The sequence below is a fragment of the Serratia sp. FDAARGOS_506 genome (assembly GCF_003812745.1).
Taxonomy (GTDB): domain Bacteria; phylum Pseudomonadota; class Gammaproteobacteria; order Enterobacterales; family Enterobacteriaceae; genus Serratia.
Genome location: NZ_CP033831.1, coordinates 506,534 through 527,038, shown reverse-complemented (window position 1 = coordinate 527,038; position 20,505 = coordinate 506,534). Strand labels below are relative to the sequence as shown.

Here is a 20,505-nt window from a genome sequence, read left to right as displayed (position 1 = left end):
AAGGTAATTAAAGCGTTATGAGCACAGCTTATTCGGAAGCCTATCTGCAGCGTTTCGGCGGCACGGCGCGGTTGTATGGCCAGCAGGCGCTGGCGGTGTTCGCGCAGGCGCACATCTGCGTGATCGGCATCGGCGGCGTGGGTTCCTGGGCGGCTGAGGCACTGGCGCGCACCGGCATCGGCGCCATCACCCTGATCGACATGGATGATGTTTGCGTCACCAATACCAATCGCCAGATCCACGCATTGCGCCAACACGTTGGGCAATCGAAAACCGAGGTGATGGCGGAGCGTATCCTGGCGATCAACCCGGAATGCCGGGTGACCTGCATCGATGATTTTATCACCCCGGATAACGTCGCCGAGCTGCTGGACCATAACTTCAGCTACGTCATCGACGCGATCGACAGCGTGCGGCCGAAGGCGGCGTTGCTGTCATACTGCCGCCGCTTCAAGATCCCGGTGGTGACCACCGGCGGCGCCGGCGGGCAGATTGACCCGACCAAGATCGAAGTGGCCGACCTGGCGAAAACGATTCAGGATCCGCTGGCTGCCAAACTGCGTGAACGGTTGAAGCACGATTTCAACGTGGTGAAAAACGGTAAGGGCAAGTTGGGCATCGACTGCGTCTTCTCCAGCGAACCGCTGGTTTACCCGCAGCCGGACGGTTCGGTGTGCGCTTCGCGCAGCACGGCGGAAGGGCCGAAAAGAATGGATTGCAATGCGGGATTCGGCGCGGCGACCATGGTCACCGCGACCTTCGGCTTCGTCGCCGTGTCGCACGCGCTGAAAAAGATGGTGGCGAAGGCGGCGCGTCAGGCGTAACGGGCGGCGATCGCCTTTACGGCGGCGGCCAACGCCGCCAGGCCGCTGGCGCGGGTGGCGCTCAGTTGCGCGCGCAATGCCAGGCGGTCGAACAGCGCCAGCGGCTCCAATGCAGCGATCTGTTGCGGCGTTTTCCCTTCCACTTCGGTCAGCAGCACCGCCAGCAGGCCGCGCACGATGCGGCCTTCGCTGTCGCCATAGAAGTGCAGCGTGCCGTCTTCCAGCAACTGGTGCCCCAACCAGACGCGGTTCTCACACCCGCTCAACGCCATTTCTTCACTGCGCAAGGCCTCCGGCAGCGGCGGCAGCCGTTTCGCGAGCATGATCAGCTGGCGGTAGCGATCTTCCCACTGTTTCAGCGCGCTGAAGGTGGCGATCAACGTTTCGGCGGTGACCTCTCGGCCAAAAGGATGGGGGGCGAGCATAGCGTCTCCGGGAATCAAGTCAATCGGCCAGCAGATCGAGGGCGTGAGTCAACGCGCTGACCAGCGTATCGACGTCTTGTTGCGTATTGTAGGGGGCGAACGATGCGCGTAGCGTGCCGCTGACGCCTAACGCCGCCATCAGCGGCTGTGCGCAGTGTTGGCCGGCGCGCAGCGCAATGCCTTGCTCCGCCAGCAGCGTGACGATGTCGCTGTGGTGTACGCCGGCGATGTCGAACGCCAGCAGGCTGGAGCCGGAGCTGCGGAAGCTGCGAAAGCCCGGCAACTGCGCCAGCCGCTGTTCCGCCTGGTCCGTCAGGTCGCGGCTGTAGCGCTCAGCTGCCGCCATGTCCTGTTCGCTCAGCCAGGAGAGCGCTGCAGCCAGCCCCAGCACGCCGGCGATGTTTGGCGTGCCGGCTTCGAAGCAGTGCGGCGGTTTTTGCGGGGTAAAGCCATCGAACGACGCCTGGGTCAGCATTTTGCCGCCGCCTTGCCACGGCGCCATCTGCGCCAGCAGCTCGGTTTTGCCGTACAACGCGCCGATGCCGGTCGGGCCATACAGCTTGTGGCCGGAGAAGGCGTAGAAATCGATGTCGAGTTGCTGTACGTCGGCCGGGCCATGAACCACGCCCTGAGCGCCGTCTATCATCACGCGTGCTCCGGCGGCATGCGCCAGTGCGACCGCCGACGCCAGATCCGGGCAGCCGCCGGTGACGTTGGACATTTGCCCCAGCGCCAATAGGCGGGTTTTGTCGTTGAGCAGGGTGGGAAGCTGCGTCAAATCCGGCAACCGATCGGTGCCTATCGGCAGTTTCACCACCCGCGCGCCAGTTTGCTCCGCCACCATCAGCCAGGGGATAAGGTTGGCGTGGTGTTCCGCTTCGCTCACCAGGATTTCATCGCCCGGCTGCAGACGCGGACGCAGGTAACTCTGCGCCACCAGGTTAATCGCCTCGGTGGTGCCGCGCGTCCAAACGATGTCGTCGGCCGACGGCGCATTGATCAGCTGCGCCACCTGGCCACGCGCCCGTTCGAAACGGGCGGTCAGATTCTGCGCCGCCCGATGCTGGCTGCGGTGCACGGTGGCAGCGTCATCGCGATAAAATTGCTGCGTGGCGTCGATCACCGCCTGCGGTTTCAACGCGGTGGCGGCGCTGTCCAGATAGATACCGTCCTGCGCGAGCGCGGGAAACTGTCGGCGAAAAAGGCTGGGGTTAAAAGGCGTCATACCCTGATTGTCACTGGCTTGAGTCGATGAGTGATCCTGTCCTATTTTGCCGCCGGAGACAAGCGCTCCGCCTAATAGGACTTATCGCCTGGCAAAATTTGGAAAGTTTGTTATGCTATTAAATGTGCGCTAAATAATCGCATCTATACACATAAAAGGTATTTATCAGCATTTAAAACTACAAAGGAGTCCTCAATGAAGAAAACAGCCGCAGTTCTCTCTGCCCTGATGCTTACGTTCACCCTGGCCGCCTGTTCCAGCAACTACGTGATGCATACCAATGACGGACGCACCATTGTCGCTGACGGCAAGCCTAAAGTGGACAACGATACCGGCATGATCAGCTATAAAGACGCCAACGGCGTCGAGCAGCAGATCAACCGTGCCGATGTGAAAGAGATGGTTGAAAGCAACCAGTAATCGTCAGGCAAAAAAAAAGCACCGCAAGTTTTGCGGTGCTGCATAAAATCACTATGGACAGACAGGGTAAATGTACAGGAAGTGAAAAAACAGTAGCCTAGCTACCATGTCCGGAATCGCCGGACAATTTGCAAACACAACATCACAACCACAAGCCAAAAGTTCATCGGCGTCCTCGACACCCACTCCCTTTTCGTTCCGGCCCGGGAAGTGCCGCCACTATAGGTATTTGCTGGCGCATCCTCAACGGACAAATTATAATGGCTCGGATTAAAAAAACTAATGGCAATACGCCGTTAGCGTTTACCGATGGCTTGCCACACAAAGCCGCCCGATTTTCGGCGCCGAATCATTCGGATTAATGTTACACAAAAGTAGCTAATTTAATGTCTAAACGCTTACCTCCCCTCAATGCGCTGCGCGTGTTCGATGCGGCCGCTCGCCACCTGAGTTTCACCAAGGCGGCGGAAGAGCTGTTCGTGACTCAGGCCGCGGTGAGCCACCAGATCAAGTCGCTGGAGGACTTCCTCGGGCTGAAGCTGTTTCGTCGGCGCAACCGCTCGCTGCTGCTGACCGAAGAGGGGCAAAGTTACTACCTTGATATCAAGGAGATCTTCTCTTCGATCAACGAGGCGACGCGCAAGCTGCAGGCGCGCAGCGCCAAGGGGGCATTGACCGTCAGTCTGCCGCCGAGCTTCGCCATTCAGTGGCTGGTGCCGCGCCTGTCCGGCTTTAACTCAGCTTATCCGGGGATCGACGTGCGCATCCAGGCGGTGGATCGCGAAGAGGACAAGCTGGCGGACGACGTCGATGTGGCGATTTTCTACGGCCGCGGCAACTGGCCGGGGCTGCGCGCCGAGCGCCTGTATGCGGAATATTTGCTGCCGGTCTGTTCGCCGAGCTTGCTGACCGGCGATCATCCGCTGAAAACCGCAGACGATCTGGCTTATCATACCTTGCTGCACGATACGTCTCGCCGCGACTGGTTGGCCTATACCCGCCAACTGGGGCTGCAGCACATCAACGTGCAGCAGGGGCCGATCTTCAGCCACAGCGCCATGGTGGTGCAGGCGGCGGTGCATGGCCAGGGCGTGGCGCTGGTGAACAACGTGATGGCGCAAACCGAGATCGAAGCCGGTCGCCTGGTGTGCCCGTTCAACGATGTGCTGGTCAGCAAAAATGCTTTTTATCTGGTATGTCATGACAGCCAGGCAGAACTGGGTAAAATAGCCGCCTTCCGGCAGTGGATCCTGGCGCGCGCCGCCAGCGAACAAGAGAAGTTCCGCTTCCGCTACGAACAATAAGGCCGGCCGCCGCCTTGCCGCGGCCGGTGATTTTTAATGGGATAGATCACGATGAGCAGCCGTTCCATGCTGGTTTTCGCCGCTATCAGCGGCTTTGTGTTTGTCGCGTTGGGCGCATTCGGCGCGCATGTGTTAAGCGGTACGCTCGGCGCCAACGAAATGGCCTGGATCCGCACCGGGCTGGAGTACCAGGGGTTTCACACCCTGGCCATTCTGGCGCTGGCGGTCGCGATGCAGCGCCGCGTGAGCCTGTGGTTTTACTGGAGCGGAGCGCTGTTGGCGTTCGGCACCGTGTTGTTCAGCGGCAGCCTCTATTGCCTGGCGCTGTCGCACCTGAAGGTCTGGGTATATATCACGCCGGTTGGCGGCGTGTGCTTCCTGATCGGCTGGATATTGATGTTGATTGGCGCTTTGCGTCTGAGGAAAAAGGCCGAGCGCCATGAATAAGATTGCGTTGTACTGCCGCCCTGGCTTTGAAAAAGAGTGTGCGGCGGAGATCACCGACAAAGCCGCCCAGCTGGAGATTTACGGCTTTGCACGGGTAAAAGAGCACAGCGGTTACGTGCTGTTCGAATGCTATCAGCCGGACGATGCCGATCGCCTGGCGCGGGAGATTCCGTTCCGCGAACTGATTTTCGCCCGCCAGATGATCGTGGTGGGTGAGCTGCTGCGCGATCTGCCGCCGGAAGATCGGGTATCGCCGATCGTCGGCATGCTGATCGGCGTGGTTGATCGCGGCGGCGAGCTGCGGGTGGAAGTGCCGGACACCAACGAAAGCAAAGAGCTGATGAAGTTCTGCCGCAAGTTGACGGTGCCGCTGCGCGGCGCGATGCGCGAGCAAAAGGTGCTGATGGCGCGCGAGAACCCGACTCGCCCGGTGGTACACGTGTTCTTCATCGCGCCGGGCTGTTGCTACGTCGGTTACTCCTACAGCAACAACAACTCACCGTTCTACATGGGCATTCCGCGCCTGCGCTTCCCGGCCGATGCGCCGAGCCGTTCGACGCTGAAGCTGGAAGAAGCGTTCCACGTGTTCATCCCCGCCGACGAGTGGGACGAACGCCTGGCCAGCGGCATGCACGCGGTCGATCTGGGCGCTTGCCCGGGCGGCTGGACCTATCAGCTGGTGAAACGCAGCATGATGGTGCATTCGGTGGATAACGGCCCCATGGCGCCGAGCCTGATGGAAACCGGCCAGGTGACGCACCACCGCGCCGACGGCTTCAAGTTCGAGCCGAACAGCAGCAAGATCTACTGGTTGGTGTGCGACATGGTGGAGAAACCGGCGAAGGTGACCAGCCTGATGATTCAGTGGCTGGTGAAAGGCTGGTGCCGCGAAGCGATCTTTAACCTCAAGCTGCCGATGAAAAAGCGCTATGAGGAAGTGTCGCAAAACCTGACGAGCATCCGCGAAGCGCTGGGCGCTGCCGGCATCAGCGTCGAAGTGCACGCCAAGCAGCTGTATCACGACCGCGAAGAGATCACCGTACACGTGCGCCGCATGTGGTCGGCGGTGCCGGGCCGGCGCGACGAGCGCGATTAATCGCGTTAAGCCTGATGAAGGGCGCTGCTTGCAGCGCCCTTATTGTATCGGCAGGCGCAGCTGCTGCAGGTTACCGTCCAGCGACAGATCGGTGCGCAGCGTGGCGACCTGTTTGCTGACGTAGGCCAGCTCGCGGTGTTGCTCCAGCTTGCCGCGCCATTTCTCCGGCACCTGCTCCAGGTGCTGATAGAGCCCATCCAGGCTGCCCGACTGCTGCAACAGCAGCACGGCGGTTTTCGGCCCGATGCCGGCCACGCCGGGGATCTTGCTGCTGCCGATCCCCGCCAGCCCCCAATAGTCCGGCAGCTGCTGCGGCTGTACGCCGAATTCTTGCTGCACGAAGGGCATGTCCAGCCAGCGCTTCTGGAAGTAATCGCGGATCTGCACGTTCGGCGCCAACAGCTGGCAGTAGCCTTTGTCGGTGGAGACGATGGTCACCTGGTGGCCGCCGCCGGCGACCTTCGCCGCCAGCGTGGCCGCCAGATCGTCCGCCTCGTTGCCGGGAGAATGCCAGCTGGCGACGCCCAATTCGGCGAAGGCCTCGCGCAGCTGCGGCATTTCCTGCTGCAAGTTTTCCGGCATCGGCGAACGTCCGGCTTTGTAGTCCGGCAGAATTTGATGGCGCCAGCTGTCGCTGCGGTCATCCTCGTCGAAGACCGCCACCGCGTGGGTCGGACGGCTGTGTTGGATCAGCTGCTGCAGCGCGTGGCGGCAGGCGCTGACGCAAGGGGAGCCCTGCACGGCGTGAATGCGGCGGATGAGGTTCAGGGCGTCGACAATCAGTAGGTGTATCATCATGGGCGGTAAGGTCAGAAAAAACAGGGCGGCTGTTACGCCGCCCGGGATTGAGGGTCAGGCTACGATTTCGTAGCAGGGCACATAGGCGCTGCCCGGTAGCTTCATGCGGTGCTGGGCGACAAAGCCCTGCAGCAGGCTGTCCATCTGCTTCATCATTTGCGGCTCGCCGTGCAGTTTGTACGGGCCGAACTGCTCGATGGCATGGATGCCGTTTTCCTTCACGTTGCCGGCCACGATGCCGGAGAACGCGCGGCGCAGCGCGGCGGCCAATTGCTCCGGCGGCTGGTTCGGATACAAATTGAGGTTCGCCATGTTCTCGTGGGTCGGCTCGAACGGCAGCTGCAGATCCGGTGCGATGCGGATCGACCAGTTGAAGCTGTAGGCGTCGCCGGTGTTGCGGCGGTTTTCCTTCACCAGCGGCATGGCTTTCTTCATCTGCCGCGCCACTTCCGCCGGATCGTCGATGATGATGGTGTAATGGCGGCGCGCTTCGTCGCCCAGCGTGTTCATGATGAACTCGTCCAGTACGCGGAAGTAGTCGGCGCTCTCTTTTGGCCCGGTCAGGATCAGCGGCAACACCTGTTCGCTGTTCTCCGGGTTCATCAGGATACCCAGCAGGTACAGCAGCTCTTCGGCGGTGCCGACGCCGCCCGGGAAGATGATGATGCCGTGCGCGATGCGCACGAAGGCTTCCAGGCGTTTTTCGATGTCCGGCATGATCACCAGCTCGTTCACCAGCGGGTTAGGCGGTTCGGCGGCGATGATCGACGGCTCGGTCATGCCGATGAAACGGCTGTTGCGGTAACGCTGTTGCGCGTGACCGACCGCCGCGCCTTTCATCGGCGCTTCCATGGCGCCCGGCCCGCAGCCGGTGCAGATGTTCAGCTCGCGCAGGCCCAGCTGGCTGCCGACCTTGCGCGCGTACAGGTATTCGTTCTCGTTGATCGAGTGGCCGCCCCAGCACACCACCATGTTGGGATCTTCATCCAGATGCAGCGTGCGTGCATTGCGCAGGATCGAGAACACCAGGTTGGTGATGTGGGCCGAGTTTTCCAGGTTCAGGTGCTGGAAGCGCCCGGCGCTGGCGATTTGGCCGTGTACGAACAGGATGTCGCGCAGCACGGCGAACAGGTTGGCCTGCAGCGAGCGGATGATGCGGCCGTCGACGAACGCCTCTTCCGGCGGGTTGACCAGCTCCAGTTTCACCCCGCGCTCGCGGCGCAGCACGTTGATGTCGAAGGTTTCATAGCGCGACAGCAGCTGCTTGCTGTTGTCGGTTTGGCTGCCGGAGTTCAACACGGCCAGCGAACAGTTGCGGAACAGGCGGTACAGGTCGCTGCTGGCGGTGCGCTTCAGCATGTCTACTTCCAGCTGCGACAATAAATCCATAGAGCCAAGCGGGCTGATGTGTGTAATCAAGGTAACTCCTTTGCACCCGGTGCGGGGCGGTAGTAATCCATACGCAGCAAAACAGCATCTCGTTATGGTTGGCGTGCTGCGGCGAAGCGGGCGTTTTGCCCGGCCGCAGCCTCGTTTTAACCTTACCGCCGTCCCTGTGCTTTTACCAACACAAACCGCTCGTTAGCTCAGTTGTTGAGCAATGTTTCGCACTTATTGGCGCGCCAGGCGGCCGTGCTCGGGAGCGAACGCGACGTTGCTGCGCCACGGGTTGATATCCAGCCCGCCGCGGCGGGTATAACGAGCGTAGACCGTCAGGCTTTGCGGCCGGCAATAGCGCATCAGATCGTTGAAGATGCGCTCGACGCACTGTTCGTGGAATTCGTTGTGGTGGCGGAAGGAAACCAGGTAGCGCAGCAACGCTTCGCGATCGATCTTGCCGCCGCGGTAGCTTATCTGCACCGAGCCCCAGTCCGGTTGATGGGTGATCAGGCAATTGGACTTCAGCAGGTGGCTGACCAAGCGCTCTTCCACCACCTCTTTTCCGGCGGCGTTCAGCAGGTAGTCGGCATTGAACTCATAATTGTCGATGCGGATATCCTGCTGGTCGATGCAGTCGCCGGCCAGGCGGGCGATCGGCGTGCCTTCCAACTGCTCGACGCTGAACAGGGTGACGCTGACCTCGCCCTGGGCGCAGGCGGACAGATCGCGCTGCAGGGTGCTGCGCACCGTTTCCCAATCGGCGAACGGGGTTTGGTTGAAGCTGTTGAGATACAGCTTGAAACTTTTCGATTCGATCAGGTTCAGGCTGTCGGCGTTGAGGCTGATTTCGCCGACCGCCACCTGCGGCAACCCGTTGGCGTTCAGCCAGGAGAGCTCATACAGCGTCCAGATATCCGCGCCATGGAAGGGCAGGTTATTCGGGTATAGCCCCAGCGGCTCGCGGTTCATGCTGCGCGGCACCGCCTGCAGCAGCGAAGCGTCGTAGCGATCGCGGTAAGCAGTGGGTTTGCCCAGCGTCAGCCCTGACAGGGCTTGGTGGTCTTGATATGAGGACATCTGCTGTCACCTCGGTCAGAGATAGGTACAATGGCCGTCAGTTTAACGTATGCGAGAAAGAATATGGACCATGATGTATCGCACGCTCTGCGTGAATTCACTCAACGCTATGTCGAGTTGTGGCAGCAAGAGCGCGGCCACGCGCCGGCCAGTCAGGCGCTGTACGGCGTGCCGTCGCCCTGCATCGTGGAGAACCGCGAGGACGAAGTGCTGTGGTTGCCGCGGCCTTTCGAACCGGCGGCGACGCTGGAGAAGGTAGAAACTGCGTTGGAGCTGCGTTTGCAGCCGGATGCGCACCGCTTCTACACGCAGCAATACGCCGGCGATATGAGCGCGCAGTTCGGCGAGCATCGCCTGAGCCTGCTGCAGGTCTGGAGCGAAGAGGATTTTATCCGCCTGCAGGAGAACCTGATCGGCCATCTGGTGACGCAAAAACGTCTCAAGCTGTCGCCAACGCTGTTCCTGGCGACCACCGAATCCGAGATGACGATGGTGTCGTTGTGCAACGTCAGCGGCAACGTGGTGCTGGAACAGTTCGGCAGCGATAAGCGCACCTTGCTGGCGGCGACGCTGGGGAATTTCCTCGATGCGCTGCGCCCGGTACTGGACTGAATCGCGACGGATTCGCCGTCGCCCGTGTGAGAGATCTCTCACACGGGCTGTGAGATATCGCTCTTAATTTTCCCCACCTTTCCCCATGCTATGAGATTATTGTTATCCAGATCAATTGGTTAGAATTTCTTTAGGATAACTCTTAGGCTTAATTTAGTGTGAGACACCTCCCAAACCCTTGTGATTCCGGGGAATTTAAGCGATCTTATCGTTACCGGAACGGAACCGGCGGAGCAGGAAAGCATCAGGATGATGCAGCTTCAGGAAGAAGAAAGGGATGCGCTCAGGAAAGAGCGAAGGATGGCGTCAGGAGATGCCCAGGATGTTTCAGGATAGAAATCAGGGACACCTCCAGGACGGAGATTGAGAGCCGGCACAGGATTGTCGGCGGGCCCGGAAGGCTGAGGAACCGCGTCAGGACGATGTTGCAGGATGATGCAAGGAGCACTTGGTCAGGATGGCCGCAGGAAAAGTTTTCAAGGATTGAGCAGGGAGCACGCTGTGTAGCGGGATGGCTATAAAACGAACCGGGGGCACTGTTAACGCAGTGCCCCCAACTTTTTGTTTCATTTCGCCGCGCGTGCGACCCTGTCTTAATCCATCGCCAGCGTTAACCAATCGCACCCAGCGTATCGCCTGCGCCCTGTTTCTTCGGCAGCAGGAATAGCGTGGCGTAGATATCCAGCAGGTAAATCGCCGCCAGCAGACTGATGGCGGCGGTAAACGACACCTGCGTCACCAGCGCACCGATCACCAATGGCCCCAGACCGCCGACGCCGCGCCCCAGATTGAACAGGATGTTCTGCGCGGTGGCGCGCGCCTGCACCGGATAGGTATCGGAAATCAGCGCGCCGTAGCCGCCGATCATGCCGTTGACGAACATGCCCATCACGGCGCCGGCGAACAGCATCAGCATCGGATCGCTCAATTGGGCGTAGCCGATCACCATCACCACCGCGCCGACCTGATAAAGCACGAAGATCTTCCAGCGGGCGAAGCGGTCGGCCAGCACGCCAAACAGCCAGATGCCGAACGTCATGCCCACGACCGTCACCGCCGTCCACAGGCCGGACTTGGTGAGCGAGAAACCGAAGTTTTTCGCCAGGTAAGTCGGCATCCAGATCATCAGCCCGTAGTAACCGAAGTTCTGCACCGAACAGAGAATGAAGATGCCGATGCTGGCCTTGCTGGTGGCGCGATCCTTAAACAGCAGGCGCAAACGCTGCAGGAAGGAGAGCGGCTGCCCGGCGTCTTTCTGCCGCACGAACTCCTCCGGCTCGCCCAGGGTACGGCGGATAAGGAACGACGCCAGCGCCGGCAGCAGGCCGACCAAAAACATGCCGCGCCAGCCGATGTGTTCCAGCAGCAGCGGCGTCAGGAAGGCGGCCGCCAGCACGCCCAATTGCCAGCCCATGCCGACGTAAGCCGAAGCGCGGTTGCGCTTCTCCGCCGGCCAGGCTTCGGCGATCAGCGCCATGCCGATGCCGAATTCGCCGCCCAGTCCGATGCCCGCCAGGGTACGGTAGGCCAGCAGATCCCAATATCCTTGCGCCACGGCGCACAGGCCGGTGAACAGTGAAAACATCAGGATGGTGATCGTGAGCACCCGGATACGGCCGAAGCGATCGCTGAGGTGGCCGAAGATCACGCCGCCCAGCACCGCGCCGATCAGCGTCCAGGTGACCAGCGAGCCGGCGGCCGATGAGGTTAATCCTAATTCAATGCTGATGGCCGGCAGCATAAAGCCGAGAATCAGCAGGTCAAACCCGTCCATGGCATAACCGGTGACCGAGGCCAGCATGGCCTTACCGGGCGTCGCGTGGTTTTTTTTCTCTGTTATTACGGACATGAATCTTTATCTGTGTGGTGAATTCGGTGGGCCTATTGTGCCGCGCGGCGGCGAACGCCACCAGATAAAAACGGTGAGCTGTCTCAGGCGCGCCGAATTTGGGCTATAAAAATGCTATGCTTTGCCGCCTTTCAGCCAGCGCGCTGAATACCATGATGAAAAGAGATCGGGAATGCAGATGAGTATACATAACCAGGTGCGCCGCAGTTTGCAGGCGATTGAACAATCCATGCGCGATCTGGCGCTGTGGCAGGCCGCGCCGCCTGAGCATGAGGCTTTCTCCAGCACCGAGCCGTTCTGTATCGACAGCATGTCGGCCGAAGCCTGGCTGCAGTGGGTGTTCTTGCCGCGCATGTATGCGTTGCTGGACGCCGAAGCGCCGCTGCCGACGCGCTTCGCCATCACGCCTTATTTCGAAGAGGCGTTGAAAGATCGTGAACCGAGCAGCCTGCCGCTGCTGGTGCTGCTGCAACAGCTGGATTTGATGTTGAATAAAGAGCCGTAATTCGCCGGCGGCGCGCAGATTTTTGCCGCCCGGCAGTGTAGAGTACTCGCGCGGATGCCGGGCAGGAGAACCGACGGCGTCTTTCGGCTCGGTTGAACCGCAGCGGTTGACCGGGGGCTGCATTAGGATGATGAGGTGCTGCAGTAATGGATTTATTAAGGTTTATCCTGCGTTTGCCTTTTACCCTGGTTAAAGGCGTTTGCCGCCTGCTGGGGGGGGCGTTGTCGCTGTTGGGGCGGTTGCTGAGACCGCTGGTCGGCAACCTCAGCTGGCGCGCGCCGGCCTGGTGGGCTGCGCTGCCGCGCGGTTTTTTGCGGCTCGAAAACGGCGTGGATAAACACCCGAAAGCGATCGGTCTGGGTTTGCTGCTGCTGGCAGGCGCTGCGGGCGGCGCGTTTTACGGTTGGCACTGGTGGCAAAATCGGCCCCAGCCTATCGAGCCTGCGCCGATGGTGATCCAGGAGGTCAGTGCCGAGCTGGCTAACCCCGCGCCGATAGATTACACCGCCGCCCGGCAGGTGCCGCAAACGGTCAGTCTGACCTTCAGCGGATCGGTCGCGCCGATAACCGCAGTGGGTAAAACCGTGAGCGCCGGCATCACTCTGAAGCCGACGGCGGAAGGGCAGTGGACGTGGAACAATGAGTCGACGCTGGTGTTCACGCCGAAGAAACCGCTGCCGATGGGCGCGAAATATGACGTGACCCTTGAGCCCGCCACCTTGCTGGCGCCGCAGGTCAAGCTCGCCAAAACCCGTTATGCCTTCACCGTGCCCGCGTTCGATTACCGCCTGGGGCAGGCCGAGTATTATCGCGATCCGCAAGATGCGCAGAAACGCAGCGCGATTTTCAATTTGCAGTTCAACGCGCCGGTCGATGTCGCCAGCTTTGAAAAACAGATTTCGTTGGGGTTGAAGGAAGGCAGTACTTCCTCCGAGAAAAAACTGAACTTCTCTCTGGTCTATGACGAGAAAAAGCTGAACGCCTGGGTGCATTCCGAGCCGCTGCAGGCGCTGGACCAGGGCGGCGCGGTGCATCTGACCGTCGGCAAGGGCGTTAAATCGACGGCGGTCGGCAATGCGGTCGAAGAGGCGAAAAGCAACTGGGTCAAAGTACCGACGCTGTACAGCCTGGCGCTGAGCGACGCCAGCGCCCAGGTCGTGGATACCGATGGCGGCCAAGGGCAGCGTGCGTTGGTGGTCGGTTTCAGCGATGCGGTGAAGGATAAAGAGCTGGCACGGGCTACCAAAGCCTGGCTGCTGCCGCAGCACGATCCGAGCGATGCCGAGACCGCCAACGATGCCGAAGATTTCTATCAATGGACGGTCGACAGCGTCGGTAAAAACATGCTGACGATGGCGACTCCACTGCCGTTGACGCTTAACGAGGCGGAAGAGGCCTACCAACCGCAGTTCAGCTTCCGTTTTGAAGCCCCGGCGCACCGCTTCGTGCTGCTCGAGATAGACAATCAGCTGGTCTCCGTCGGCGGTTACAAAATGCCGAAGAAGGTTTACCGCGTGGTCGAAGTGCCGGAGTTCCCGAAATCGCTGCAGTTCATGTCCCAGGGTTCGCTGCTGTCGGTCAACGGCGACAAACAGATCAGCGTGGCGGCGCGTAACGTAGCGGGCCTGCGGCTGGACATCAAACGGGTGATCCCAAGCCAGCTGCAGCACATCGTCTCCTTCAAAAGCCGAGAATATTCGTCCACGGAATTCAACCGGCTCAACGACGAATACTTCACCGAGCATTTCAAATACCAGACGGCGCTCAACAACGAGCGGCCAGGGGAAGTGAACTATCAGGGCATCGATCTCTCCCGTTATCTCTCCACCAACGCCAGTTCCCATCGAGGGGTATTCCTGCTGACGCTGTCTGAATGGCAGCCGAACCGGAAACCGGCGGCGGAAGAGGCGGGCGCCGAGCCAGAACAGGAACCGGACGAGAACACCGGGGATGAGCAGCCCGACGTCGGCGATTCGCGCTTTGTGGTGGTGACCGATCTGGGCATCGTCGCCAAGAGCTCGCAGGATAAGACGCGCGACGTCTTCGTGCAGTCGATCCAAAGCGGCGCGCCGGTCAGCGGCGCCAACGTGTCGGTAGTGGCCAAAAACGGCGTGACGCTGCTCAGACAAACCACCGGGGCCGACGGCCACGTGCGTTTCCCGGCGCTCGACGTGTACACCAACGAGCGCCAGCCGGTGATGTTCCTGGTGGAAAAGGAAGGGGATGTTTCCTTCCTGCCGACCGGCAGTTATAACGACCGCGGGCTGGACTTCTCGCGCTTCGACGTCGCCGGTGAACAAACGCCGACCGATCCGCGCACGCTCAGCAGTTACCTGTTCTCCGATCGCGGCGTTTATCGGCCGGGGGATACCTTTAACATCGGCCTGATCACCCGCGCCGCCGACTGGGGCGTTGGCCTGGCCGGCGTGCCGGTGCGCGCCGAAATCCGCGATCCGCGCGACAAGCTGATGACCACCGTGCCACTGACGCTGGGTGCCAGCGGTTTCAACGAGCTGAGCTATACCACCGATGAAAATTCGCCCACCGGCGAGTGGAACGTCTATCTGTATCTGATCGGCAAAAACAACGATACCTCCACGCTGCTCGGCCATACTGCGGTTAATGTGAAGGAGTTCGAGCCGGATCAGCTGAAAGTGAAGCTGGCGCTGACGCCGAACCGTCAGCAAGGCTGGGTCAAACCGTCTGAGCTGAAGGCCAGCATCGATGTGCAGAACCTGTTTGGCACCCCGGCGCAGGATCGCCGCGTGGCCACCAGGCTGACGCTGCGGCCGATGTATCCGAGCTTCGATCGCTTCCCGGATTATGCGTTCTATGAAAACCGGCAAAACAGCGACGGGTTCGAAACCGAGCTGGAAGATCGCACCACCGATGAGCACGGCGCGGCCGATATCCCGCTCGATCTGAAATCTTATGCCGACGCCACCTATCAGCTGCAGCTACTGTCGGAGGCGTTCGTCGCCGGCGGCGGGCGTTCCGTGGCGGCTACCGCCCGCACGCTGGTTTCGCCTTACGATTACCTGATCGGCGTGAAGGCGGACGGCGATCTGGGTTACATCAACCGCGACGCGGAGCGGCATCTGAACGTGATCGCCATCGATCCGAACCTGAAACAGATCGCCATGCCAAACCTGAAACAGGTGTTGATCGAGCAGAAATACATTTCAGTGCTGACCAAACAGGATTCGGGCGTTTACAAATACCAGTCGAAGATGAAGGAAGTGCAGCTGGCGGAACAGCCGCTGGGGTTGAGCGCGCAGGGCGCCGATCTGCGGCTGGCGACAGACAAGCCGGGTGATTTCGTGCTGGTGATCGAAGATGCGCAGGGCAAGACGCTCAACCGCGTCGCCTACAGCGTGGCCGGTAACGCCAACCTGAGCCGCTCGCTGGATCGCAACGCCGAACTGAAGCTGAAACTGAACCAGGCGGAATACCAGCCGGGTGAAGAGATCGAGGTGGCGATCAACGCGCCTTATACCGGCAGCGGCTTGATCACCATTGAGAAGGACAAGGTTTACGCCTGGCAATGGTTCCATACCGACACCACCAGCTCGGTGCAGAAGATCCGCGTGCCGGCCGGCATGGAGGGCAACGGCTACATCAACGTGCAGTTCGTGCGCGACATCAACTCCAGCGAAATCTTCATGAGCCCGCTGAGCTATGGCGTGATGCCGTTCAAGATCAGCACCAAGGCGCGCCAAAACAGCCTCGAGGTGACGGCGCCGGAGGTCATCAAGCCGGGTGAAAACCTGACGATGACGGTCAAGACCGACGCGCCGCAGCAGGTGGCGCTGTTCGCCGTCGATGAGGGCATTCTGCAGGTGGCGCGTTACCGCCTGAAGGATCCGTTGGAGTTCTTCTTCAGCAAGCGTGAACTGAACGTGAGCAGCTCTCAGATCCTCGATCTCATCTTGCCGGAGTTCAGCAAGCTGATGGCGCTGACCGCAGCGCCGGGCGGCGATGCGGGCGAAGGGCTGGATCTCAACCTCAACCCGTTCAAACGCAAGCGCGACAAGCCGGTGGCCTATTGGTCCGGCATTACCGAAGTCAGCGGCGAGAAGCAGTTCGTCTACCCGGTGCCGGACTACTTCAACGGTAAAATCCGCGTGATGGCGATTTCGGTGACGCCGGAGAAAATCGGCAAGGCGCAAACTGCCGCCACGGTGCGCGACAACTTCATCATGACGCCGAACGTGCCGGCGATGGTGGCGCCGGGCGACGAGTTCGACGTCAGCGTGGGCGTCAGCAACAACCTCGAAGGGCTGAACGGCCAGTCGGTGGCCATCAACATTCTGCTGACGCCGCCGCCGCAATTGGAGGTGGTGGGCAACGCGACGCAAAGCCTGACGCTGGCGGAAAAACGCGAAGGCGTGATCACCTTCCGCCTGCGTGCCAAATCCGTGCTGGGCGATGCACCGCTGGTGTTCGACGCCCGTTACGGCGACCAGGCCAGCCGCCGCACCGTCAGCACCTCGGTGCGGCCGGCGGCGCCGTACCGTACCCAGTCGGTGATGGGGCGCATGAGCGGCAGCAGCCAGAACGTCGATGGCCTGCGCCAGATGTTCGACGCTTTCGCGCAGCGTCGGGCTGCGGTGTCGAATTCGCCGCTGGTGCTGACCAGCGGGCTGGCGCAATACCTGGCGGATTACCCGTATTACTGTTCCGAGCAGATCGTCAGCCGCTCCATTCCGCTGATGCTGCAGAGCCGCCACCCAGAGATGAAAAGCAGCCTGAGCCAGGCGGAAGTCAGCAAGCAGCTGCGCAACCTGCTTGGCGTGCTGCGCGCGCGCCAGAACGACAGTGGAGCGATCGGCGCCTGGCGTTCGTCGCCGGATGCCGATCCTTTCGTCACGCCTTATGTGGTGCAGTATCTGCTCGAAGCCAAAGCGGCGGGCTACGCCCTGCCGGAAGGCATGCTGGACGAGGCCAACGGCGCATTGCGCGAGCTGGCGGCCAGCGGTTTCGACGATCTGTATCTGCTGCGCCTGCGCAGCTGGGCGGTTTACCTGCTGACGCTGCAGGGCGAAGTGACCACCAACTCGCTGGCGGCGGTGCAGGATACGCTGCAAAAACGCTATGGCGAAGGGTGGAAAACCGATCTGAGCGCGTTGTATCTGGCCTCTTCCTATCGCCTGTTGAAGATGGACGACGAAGCCGCCGCGTTGCTGCAACCGAGCTGGCAGCAGCTGAGCAAGGCGTATGACAGCGCCTGGTGGACGCAGAACTATTTTGATCCGCTGGTGCAGGATGCGACGCGGCTGTATCTGATTACCCGTCACTTCCCGGAGAAGGTGGCGTCGATCCCGCCGCAGGTGCTGGAGAATATGGTCAAGGCGCTGAAAGAAGAGCGTTATACCACCTACTCCTCCGCGATGAGCATTCTGGCGCTGGAAAGCTACTCGACTCAGGTGGCGGCGCAATCCGCCAATGCGGACGCATTGGGCATCGCGCAGGTGGGCAAAGCCGGCGGCGAGCAGCAGCGCATCAGTGAGCTGCAGGGGATGTTCGTTCAGGGGCAATTCAACGCCGATGCCACTGCGGTGCGCTTCACCAACGGCGGCAATGCGCCGGCCTGGTATGTGGTGACGCAGGCCGGTTACGACCTGAATGCGCCGCAAAAAGCGCTGTCACGCGGGATTGAGATCGTCCGCGATTACACCGACGAACAGGGCAAACCGGTGACGCAGGTGACGCTGGGGCAGAAGATCAACGTCCATCTGAAGGTGCGAGCCAATTCGAAAGAAGGGCAGAGCAACCTGGCGATCGTCGATCTGCTGCCGGGCGGGTTCGAAGTGGTGCAGCAGACGCCGCCGGAACCGGCCGATGCCGGCGAGGAGAGCGACGAACGCGGCGGTTGGCAGTCGCCGCTGGCCGCCTCCGGCTCCACCTGGGCGCCGGATTACAGCGATATCCGTGAAGATCGGGTGATTATCTACGGCAGCGCCGGCACCGAGGTGCAGGAATTCGTCTATCAGATCAAGGCCACCAATACCGGCAGCTTTATTGTTCCACCGGCGTACGGCGAAGCCATGTATGACCGTGAAGTACAGGCCATGTCGGCTGGCGGCGGCAAGCTGGTGGTGGTGCCGGCGGGCAGCGACTAGGCCGGATCCGGCGCCAGGCCAGCGTCTGGCGCCGGGGCGGTGAGAACCTATGAGGATCCTGACCGGGCGTGCGCTGCAAAACGGTTTGATGGCGGTGTTTTTACTGGCACTGCTGTTGACCGCGATTCGGTTGTGGCCGCACCCGCCCCTGTGGCAGGGGCTGCCGCAGTCATCCGTCTATTACGACAGGCACGGCGCGCTGCTGCGCATCACGCTGGCCAACGACGACCGCTACCGGCTGTGGACGCCGCTGGAGCAGGTGTCGCCGCTGGCGGTGCACGGGCTGCTGCTGCACGAAGACCGCTGGTTCTACTACAACCCCGGCTTTAACCCCGTCAGCCTGATGCGCGGCTTCTGGCGCAGCTATGTCGCCGGCGGAAAAATGCAGGGCGGATCGACCATCAGCATGCAGCTGGCGCGCATGCGCTGGCATCTCAACACCCGCACGCCAGGCGGCAAGCTGCTGCAGGTATTGCGCGCAGTGCAGTTGGAACTCAGTTACTCCAAGCGTGATATCCTGGAAGCCTACCTGAATTACGCCCCCTACGGCCGCAACATCGAAAGCATCGGTGCCGCCAGCCTGATCTATTTCGGTAAGTCGCCGAAGGCGTTGACCCTGCCGGAGGCGCTGACGCTGGCGGTGTTGCCGCAGTCACCCAGCTACCGTCTGGAGCCGAAAACCGGTGTGCTCGGCGCCGCGTTGACGCAGGCGCGCAACCGTCTGTTTCAGCGCTGGCAGCGGGTTTACCCGACCGATGCCAGCCAGCAAACGCTATTCCGCCTGCCGCTGGCGCTGCGGCAGCCTGAGCAAGTGCCCTATATCGCGCCGCATTTTATTGAACAGCTACGCCAGCAGACGCAGCAATTGGTGCAGCGCGATACCCGTGTCGACACCACGCTGGACGCCGGCTTGCAGCGGCTGGTCGAGCGGCAGGTCAACGCGTTTATCGCCCGCAACCGCAGCCGCGGCATCCAAAACGCCGCGGTGCTGCTGGTGGACAGCCGCGATATGGGGGTGCGCGCGCTGGTGGGATCGGCGGACTATTACAATCGGCCGATCCAGGGGCAGGTGAACGGCACCAACGCCAAGCGTTCGCCGGGATCGACGCTGAAGCCATTCATCTACGCGCTGGGCATGGAGCAGGGCGTGCTGCATCCGATGACCATCCTGAAAGACGTGCCTTCGTCGTTCGGCGCCTATGCGCCGGAAAACTTCGACCGGCGTTTTCTCGGTCCGGTGACCGCCACCGATGCGCTGAATTTCAGCCGCAACATTCCGGCGGTGTATGTCGCCTCGCAGCTGCGTCAGCCGACCTTTTATCAGTTCTTGCGCCTGACCGGCGTGGCCAATATGGCCAATGAGAGCCACTATGGGCTATCGCTGGTGCTGGGCGGCGGCGAGGTGACGGCGCAGGAATTGGCGAAGCTGTATGCGCTGCTGGCGAACCGCGGCGAGCTGCGGCCGCTTCGTATGCAGCTGAATGAGGCCGAATCGACGCCGGTTCGGCTGCTGAGCGAGGAGGCCAGTTTCATCACGCTGGATATGCTGCGCCAGCACCGGCGGCCGGGCGATACGCTGGCACAGCGTTCTTCTTCGCTGCCGGTGTACTGGAAGACCGGCACCTCCTGGGGCTTTCGCGACGCCTGGAGCGTCGGGATTTTCGGCCCTTACGTGCTGGTGGTGTGGGAGGGCAACTTCGACGGACGCGGCAACAATGCGTTGGTCGGCGCCGAGGCGGCAGCGCCGCTGTTCTTCAACATCATCGACAGCGTGAACGCCAGCTACCCTGGCCTGCGGGAACCGAAGCACCCGTTCCCCCAACGGCTGCGGCGGGTGGACATCTGTCTCGCCAGCGGCGATCTGCCGACGCCGTGGTGCCAGCAGAAGGGCAAGACCTGGTTCATTCCCGGCAAGTCGCCGATCAAGGTCGACAGCGTTTACCGGCCGGTGGTGCTGGATATTCACAGCGGCGAGGTCGTTTGCCCGCCGTATGACGCGGCGCAGACCCGCACCGAAATCTTTGAGTTCTGGCCTTCCGATTTGGCCAACGTGTTCGCCCAGGCCGGGCTGCCGAAGCGCACGCCGCCGGTCAACCGCTGCAAGGACAACGGCATCGCCGTCGGCGGCAACGCGCCGCGCATCACTTCGCCGCTGAAAAACACCACTTATACCCTGCGCCAGTCGCAGCAAGGGCGGGATAAAATCGCCTTCAACGCGGTGACGGACGCCGACAGCAAGACGGTGTACTGGTTCGTCGACGATATCTATCTCGGCAGCAGCGCCAGCAAAAAGCCGATCGACTGGCGGCCGATCAACAACGGGCGCTACCGCATTCGGGCGGTGGACGATCGCGGCCGCGCCGATACGCGCCTGGTGACCATCGAATGGGTGAACTAGCGCTGAGCCGCACGCCTGTTATA

General features: G+C 61.3%; 15 protein-coding genes. 9 read left to right on the top strand and 6 right to left on the bottom strand.

All coding sequences use genetic code 11. From position 1 onward, the window contains the following. The first annotated feature begins 17 nt into the window (after positions 1–17). Positions 18–824, top strand: a complete 807-nt coding sequence (gene tcdA, locus EGY12_RS02800; RefSeq protein ID WP_123892496.1) for a tRNA cyclic N6-threonylcarbamoyladenosine(37) synthase TcdA — start codon at positions 18–20, stop codon at positions 822–824. Here the strand turns inward: tcdA and csdE are convergent. Both csdE and csdA read right to left on the bottom strand, forming a co-directional pair. Beyond that, positions 815–1,249, bottom strand: a complete 435-nt coding sequence (csdE, locus tag EGY12_RS02795; RefSeq protein WP_123892495.1) for a cysteine desulfurase sulfur acceptor subunit CsdE — start codon at positions 1,247–1,249, stop codon at positions 815–817. The two genes, tcdA and csdE, sit on opposite strands and share 10 nt — an antisense overlap. A gap of 19 nt (positions 1,250–1,268) precedes the next feature. Then, a complete protein-coding gene (csdA, locus tag EGY12_RS02790; RefSeq protein ID WP_123892494.1) occupies positions 1,269–2,474 on the bottom strand; it encodes a cysteine desulfurase CsdA in 1,206 nt (401 codons plus the stop codon). A gap of 195 nt (positions 2,475–2,669) precedes the next feature. Between csdA and EGY12_RS02785 the strand changes: the two genes are divergently transcribed. The 4 genes from EGY12_RS02785 to rlmM all read left to right on the top strand — a co-directional run bounded on the left by EGY12_RS02785 (position 2,670) and on the right by rlmM (position 5,741). Further along, the gene (locus EGY12_RS02785) at positions 2,670–2,894 is read left to right on the top strand and encodes a YgdI/YgdR family lipoprotein (RefSeq protein WP_025304050.1); all 225 of its coding nucleotides are present in this window, start codon (positions 2,670–2,672) and stop codon (positions 2,892–2,894) included. Between the two features lie 386 nt (positions 2,895–3,280). Further along, on the top strand, positions 3,281–4,198 hold the full coding sequence (locus tag EGY12_RS02780) for a transcriptional regulator GcvA (RefSeq protein ID WP_123892493.1): 918 nt from the start codon (positions 3,281–3,283) through the stop codon (positions 4,196–4,198). Between the two features lie 51 nt (positions 4,199–4,249). Then, on the top strand, positions 4,250–4,645 hold the full coding sequence (locus tag EGY12_RS02775; protein WP_004931896.1) for a DUF423 domain-containing protein: 396 nt from the start codon (positions 4,250–4,252) through the stop codon (positions 4,643–4,645). Next, a complete protein-coding gene (rlmM, locus tag EGY12_RS02770; RefSeq protein WP_047729979.1) occupies positions 4,638–5,741 on the top strand; it encodes a 23S rRNA (cytidine(2498)-2'-O)-methyltransferase RlmM in 1,104 nt (367 codons plus the stop codon). The genes EGY12_RS02775 and rlmM overlap by 8 nt, the downstream gene beginning before the upstream one ends. Positions 5,742–5,780: 39 nt before the next feature. Here rlmM and xni read toward each other — a convergent pair whose 3' ends face one another. From xni to queF, 3 genes are all read right to left on the bottom strand, one after another. Continuing rightward, positions 5,781–6,539, bottom strand: coding sequence for a flap endonuclease Xni (gene xni / locus EGY12_RS02765; RefSeq protein ID WP_123892492.1), 759 nt, complete (start codon positions 6,537–6,539; stop codon positions 5,781–5,783). A gap of 54 nt (positions 6,540–6,593) precedes the next feature. Next, a complete protein-coding gene (gene ppnN / locus EGY12_RS02760; RefSeq protein ID WP_021505658.1) occupies positions 6,594–7,958 on the bottom strand; it encodes a nucleotide 5'-monophosphate nucleosidase PpnN in 1,365 nt (454 codons plus the stop codon). Between the two features lie 192 nt (positions 7,959–8,150). Beyond that, positions 8,151–8,996, bottom strand: a complete 846-nt coding sequence (queF, locus tag EGY12_RS02755; protein WP_123892491.1) for an NADPH-dependent 7-cyano-7-deazaguanine reductase QueF — start codon at positions 8,994–8,996, stop codon at positions 8,151–8,153. 63 nt (positions 8,997–9,059) lie between these two features. Here queF and syd point away from each other — a divergent pair, with 63 nt between their 5' ends. After that, the gene (gene syd / locus EGY12_RS02750; protein ID WP_038878762.1) at positions 9,060–9,608 is read left to right on the top strand and encodes a SecY-interacting protein; all 549 of its coding nucleotides are present in this window, start codon (positions 9,060–9,062) and stop codon (positions 9,606–9,608) included. A gap of 610 nt (positions 9,609–10,218) precedes the next feature. On the opposite strand, the gene EGY12_RS02745 is transcribed toward syd, so the two are convergent. Continuing rightward, on the bottom strand, positions 10,219–11,457 hold the full coding sequence (locus tag EGY12_RS02745) for an MFS transporter (protein WP_033644867.1): 1,239 nt from the start codon (positions 11,455–11,457) through the stop codon (positions 10,219–10,221). 178 nt (positions 11,458–11,635) lie between these two features. Between EGY12_RS02745 and EGY12_RS02740 the strand changes: the two genes are divergently transcribed. From EGY12_RS02740 to pbpC, 3 genes are all read left to right on the top strand, one after another. After that, on the top strand, positions 11,636–11,962 hold the full coding sequence (locus EGY12_RS02740; protein ID WP_028127529.1) for a YqcC family protein: 327 nt from the start codon (positions 11,636–11,638) through the stop codon (positions 11,960–11,962). A 146-nt stretch (positions 11,963–12,108) separates the two neighbouring features. Next, the gene (locus tag EGY12_RS02735) at positions 12,109–18,084 is read left to right on the top strand and encodes an alpha-2-macroglobulin (RefSeq protein ID WP_123892490.1); all 5,976 of its coding nucleotides are present in this window, start codon (positions 12,109–12,111) and stop codon (positions 18,082–18,084) included. A 49-nt stretch (positions 18,085–18,133) separates the two neighbouring features. Continuing rightward, on the top strand, positions 18,134–20,482 hold the full coding sequence (gene pbpC / locus EGY12_RS02730) for a penicillin-binding protein 1C (protein ID WP_123892489.1): 2,349 nt from the start codon (positions 18,134–18,136) through the stop codon (positions 20,480–20,482). Positions 20,483–20,505 lie beyond the last annotated feature (23 nt).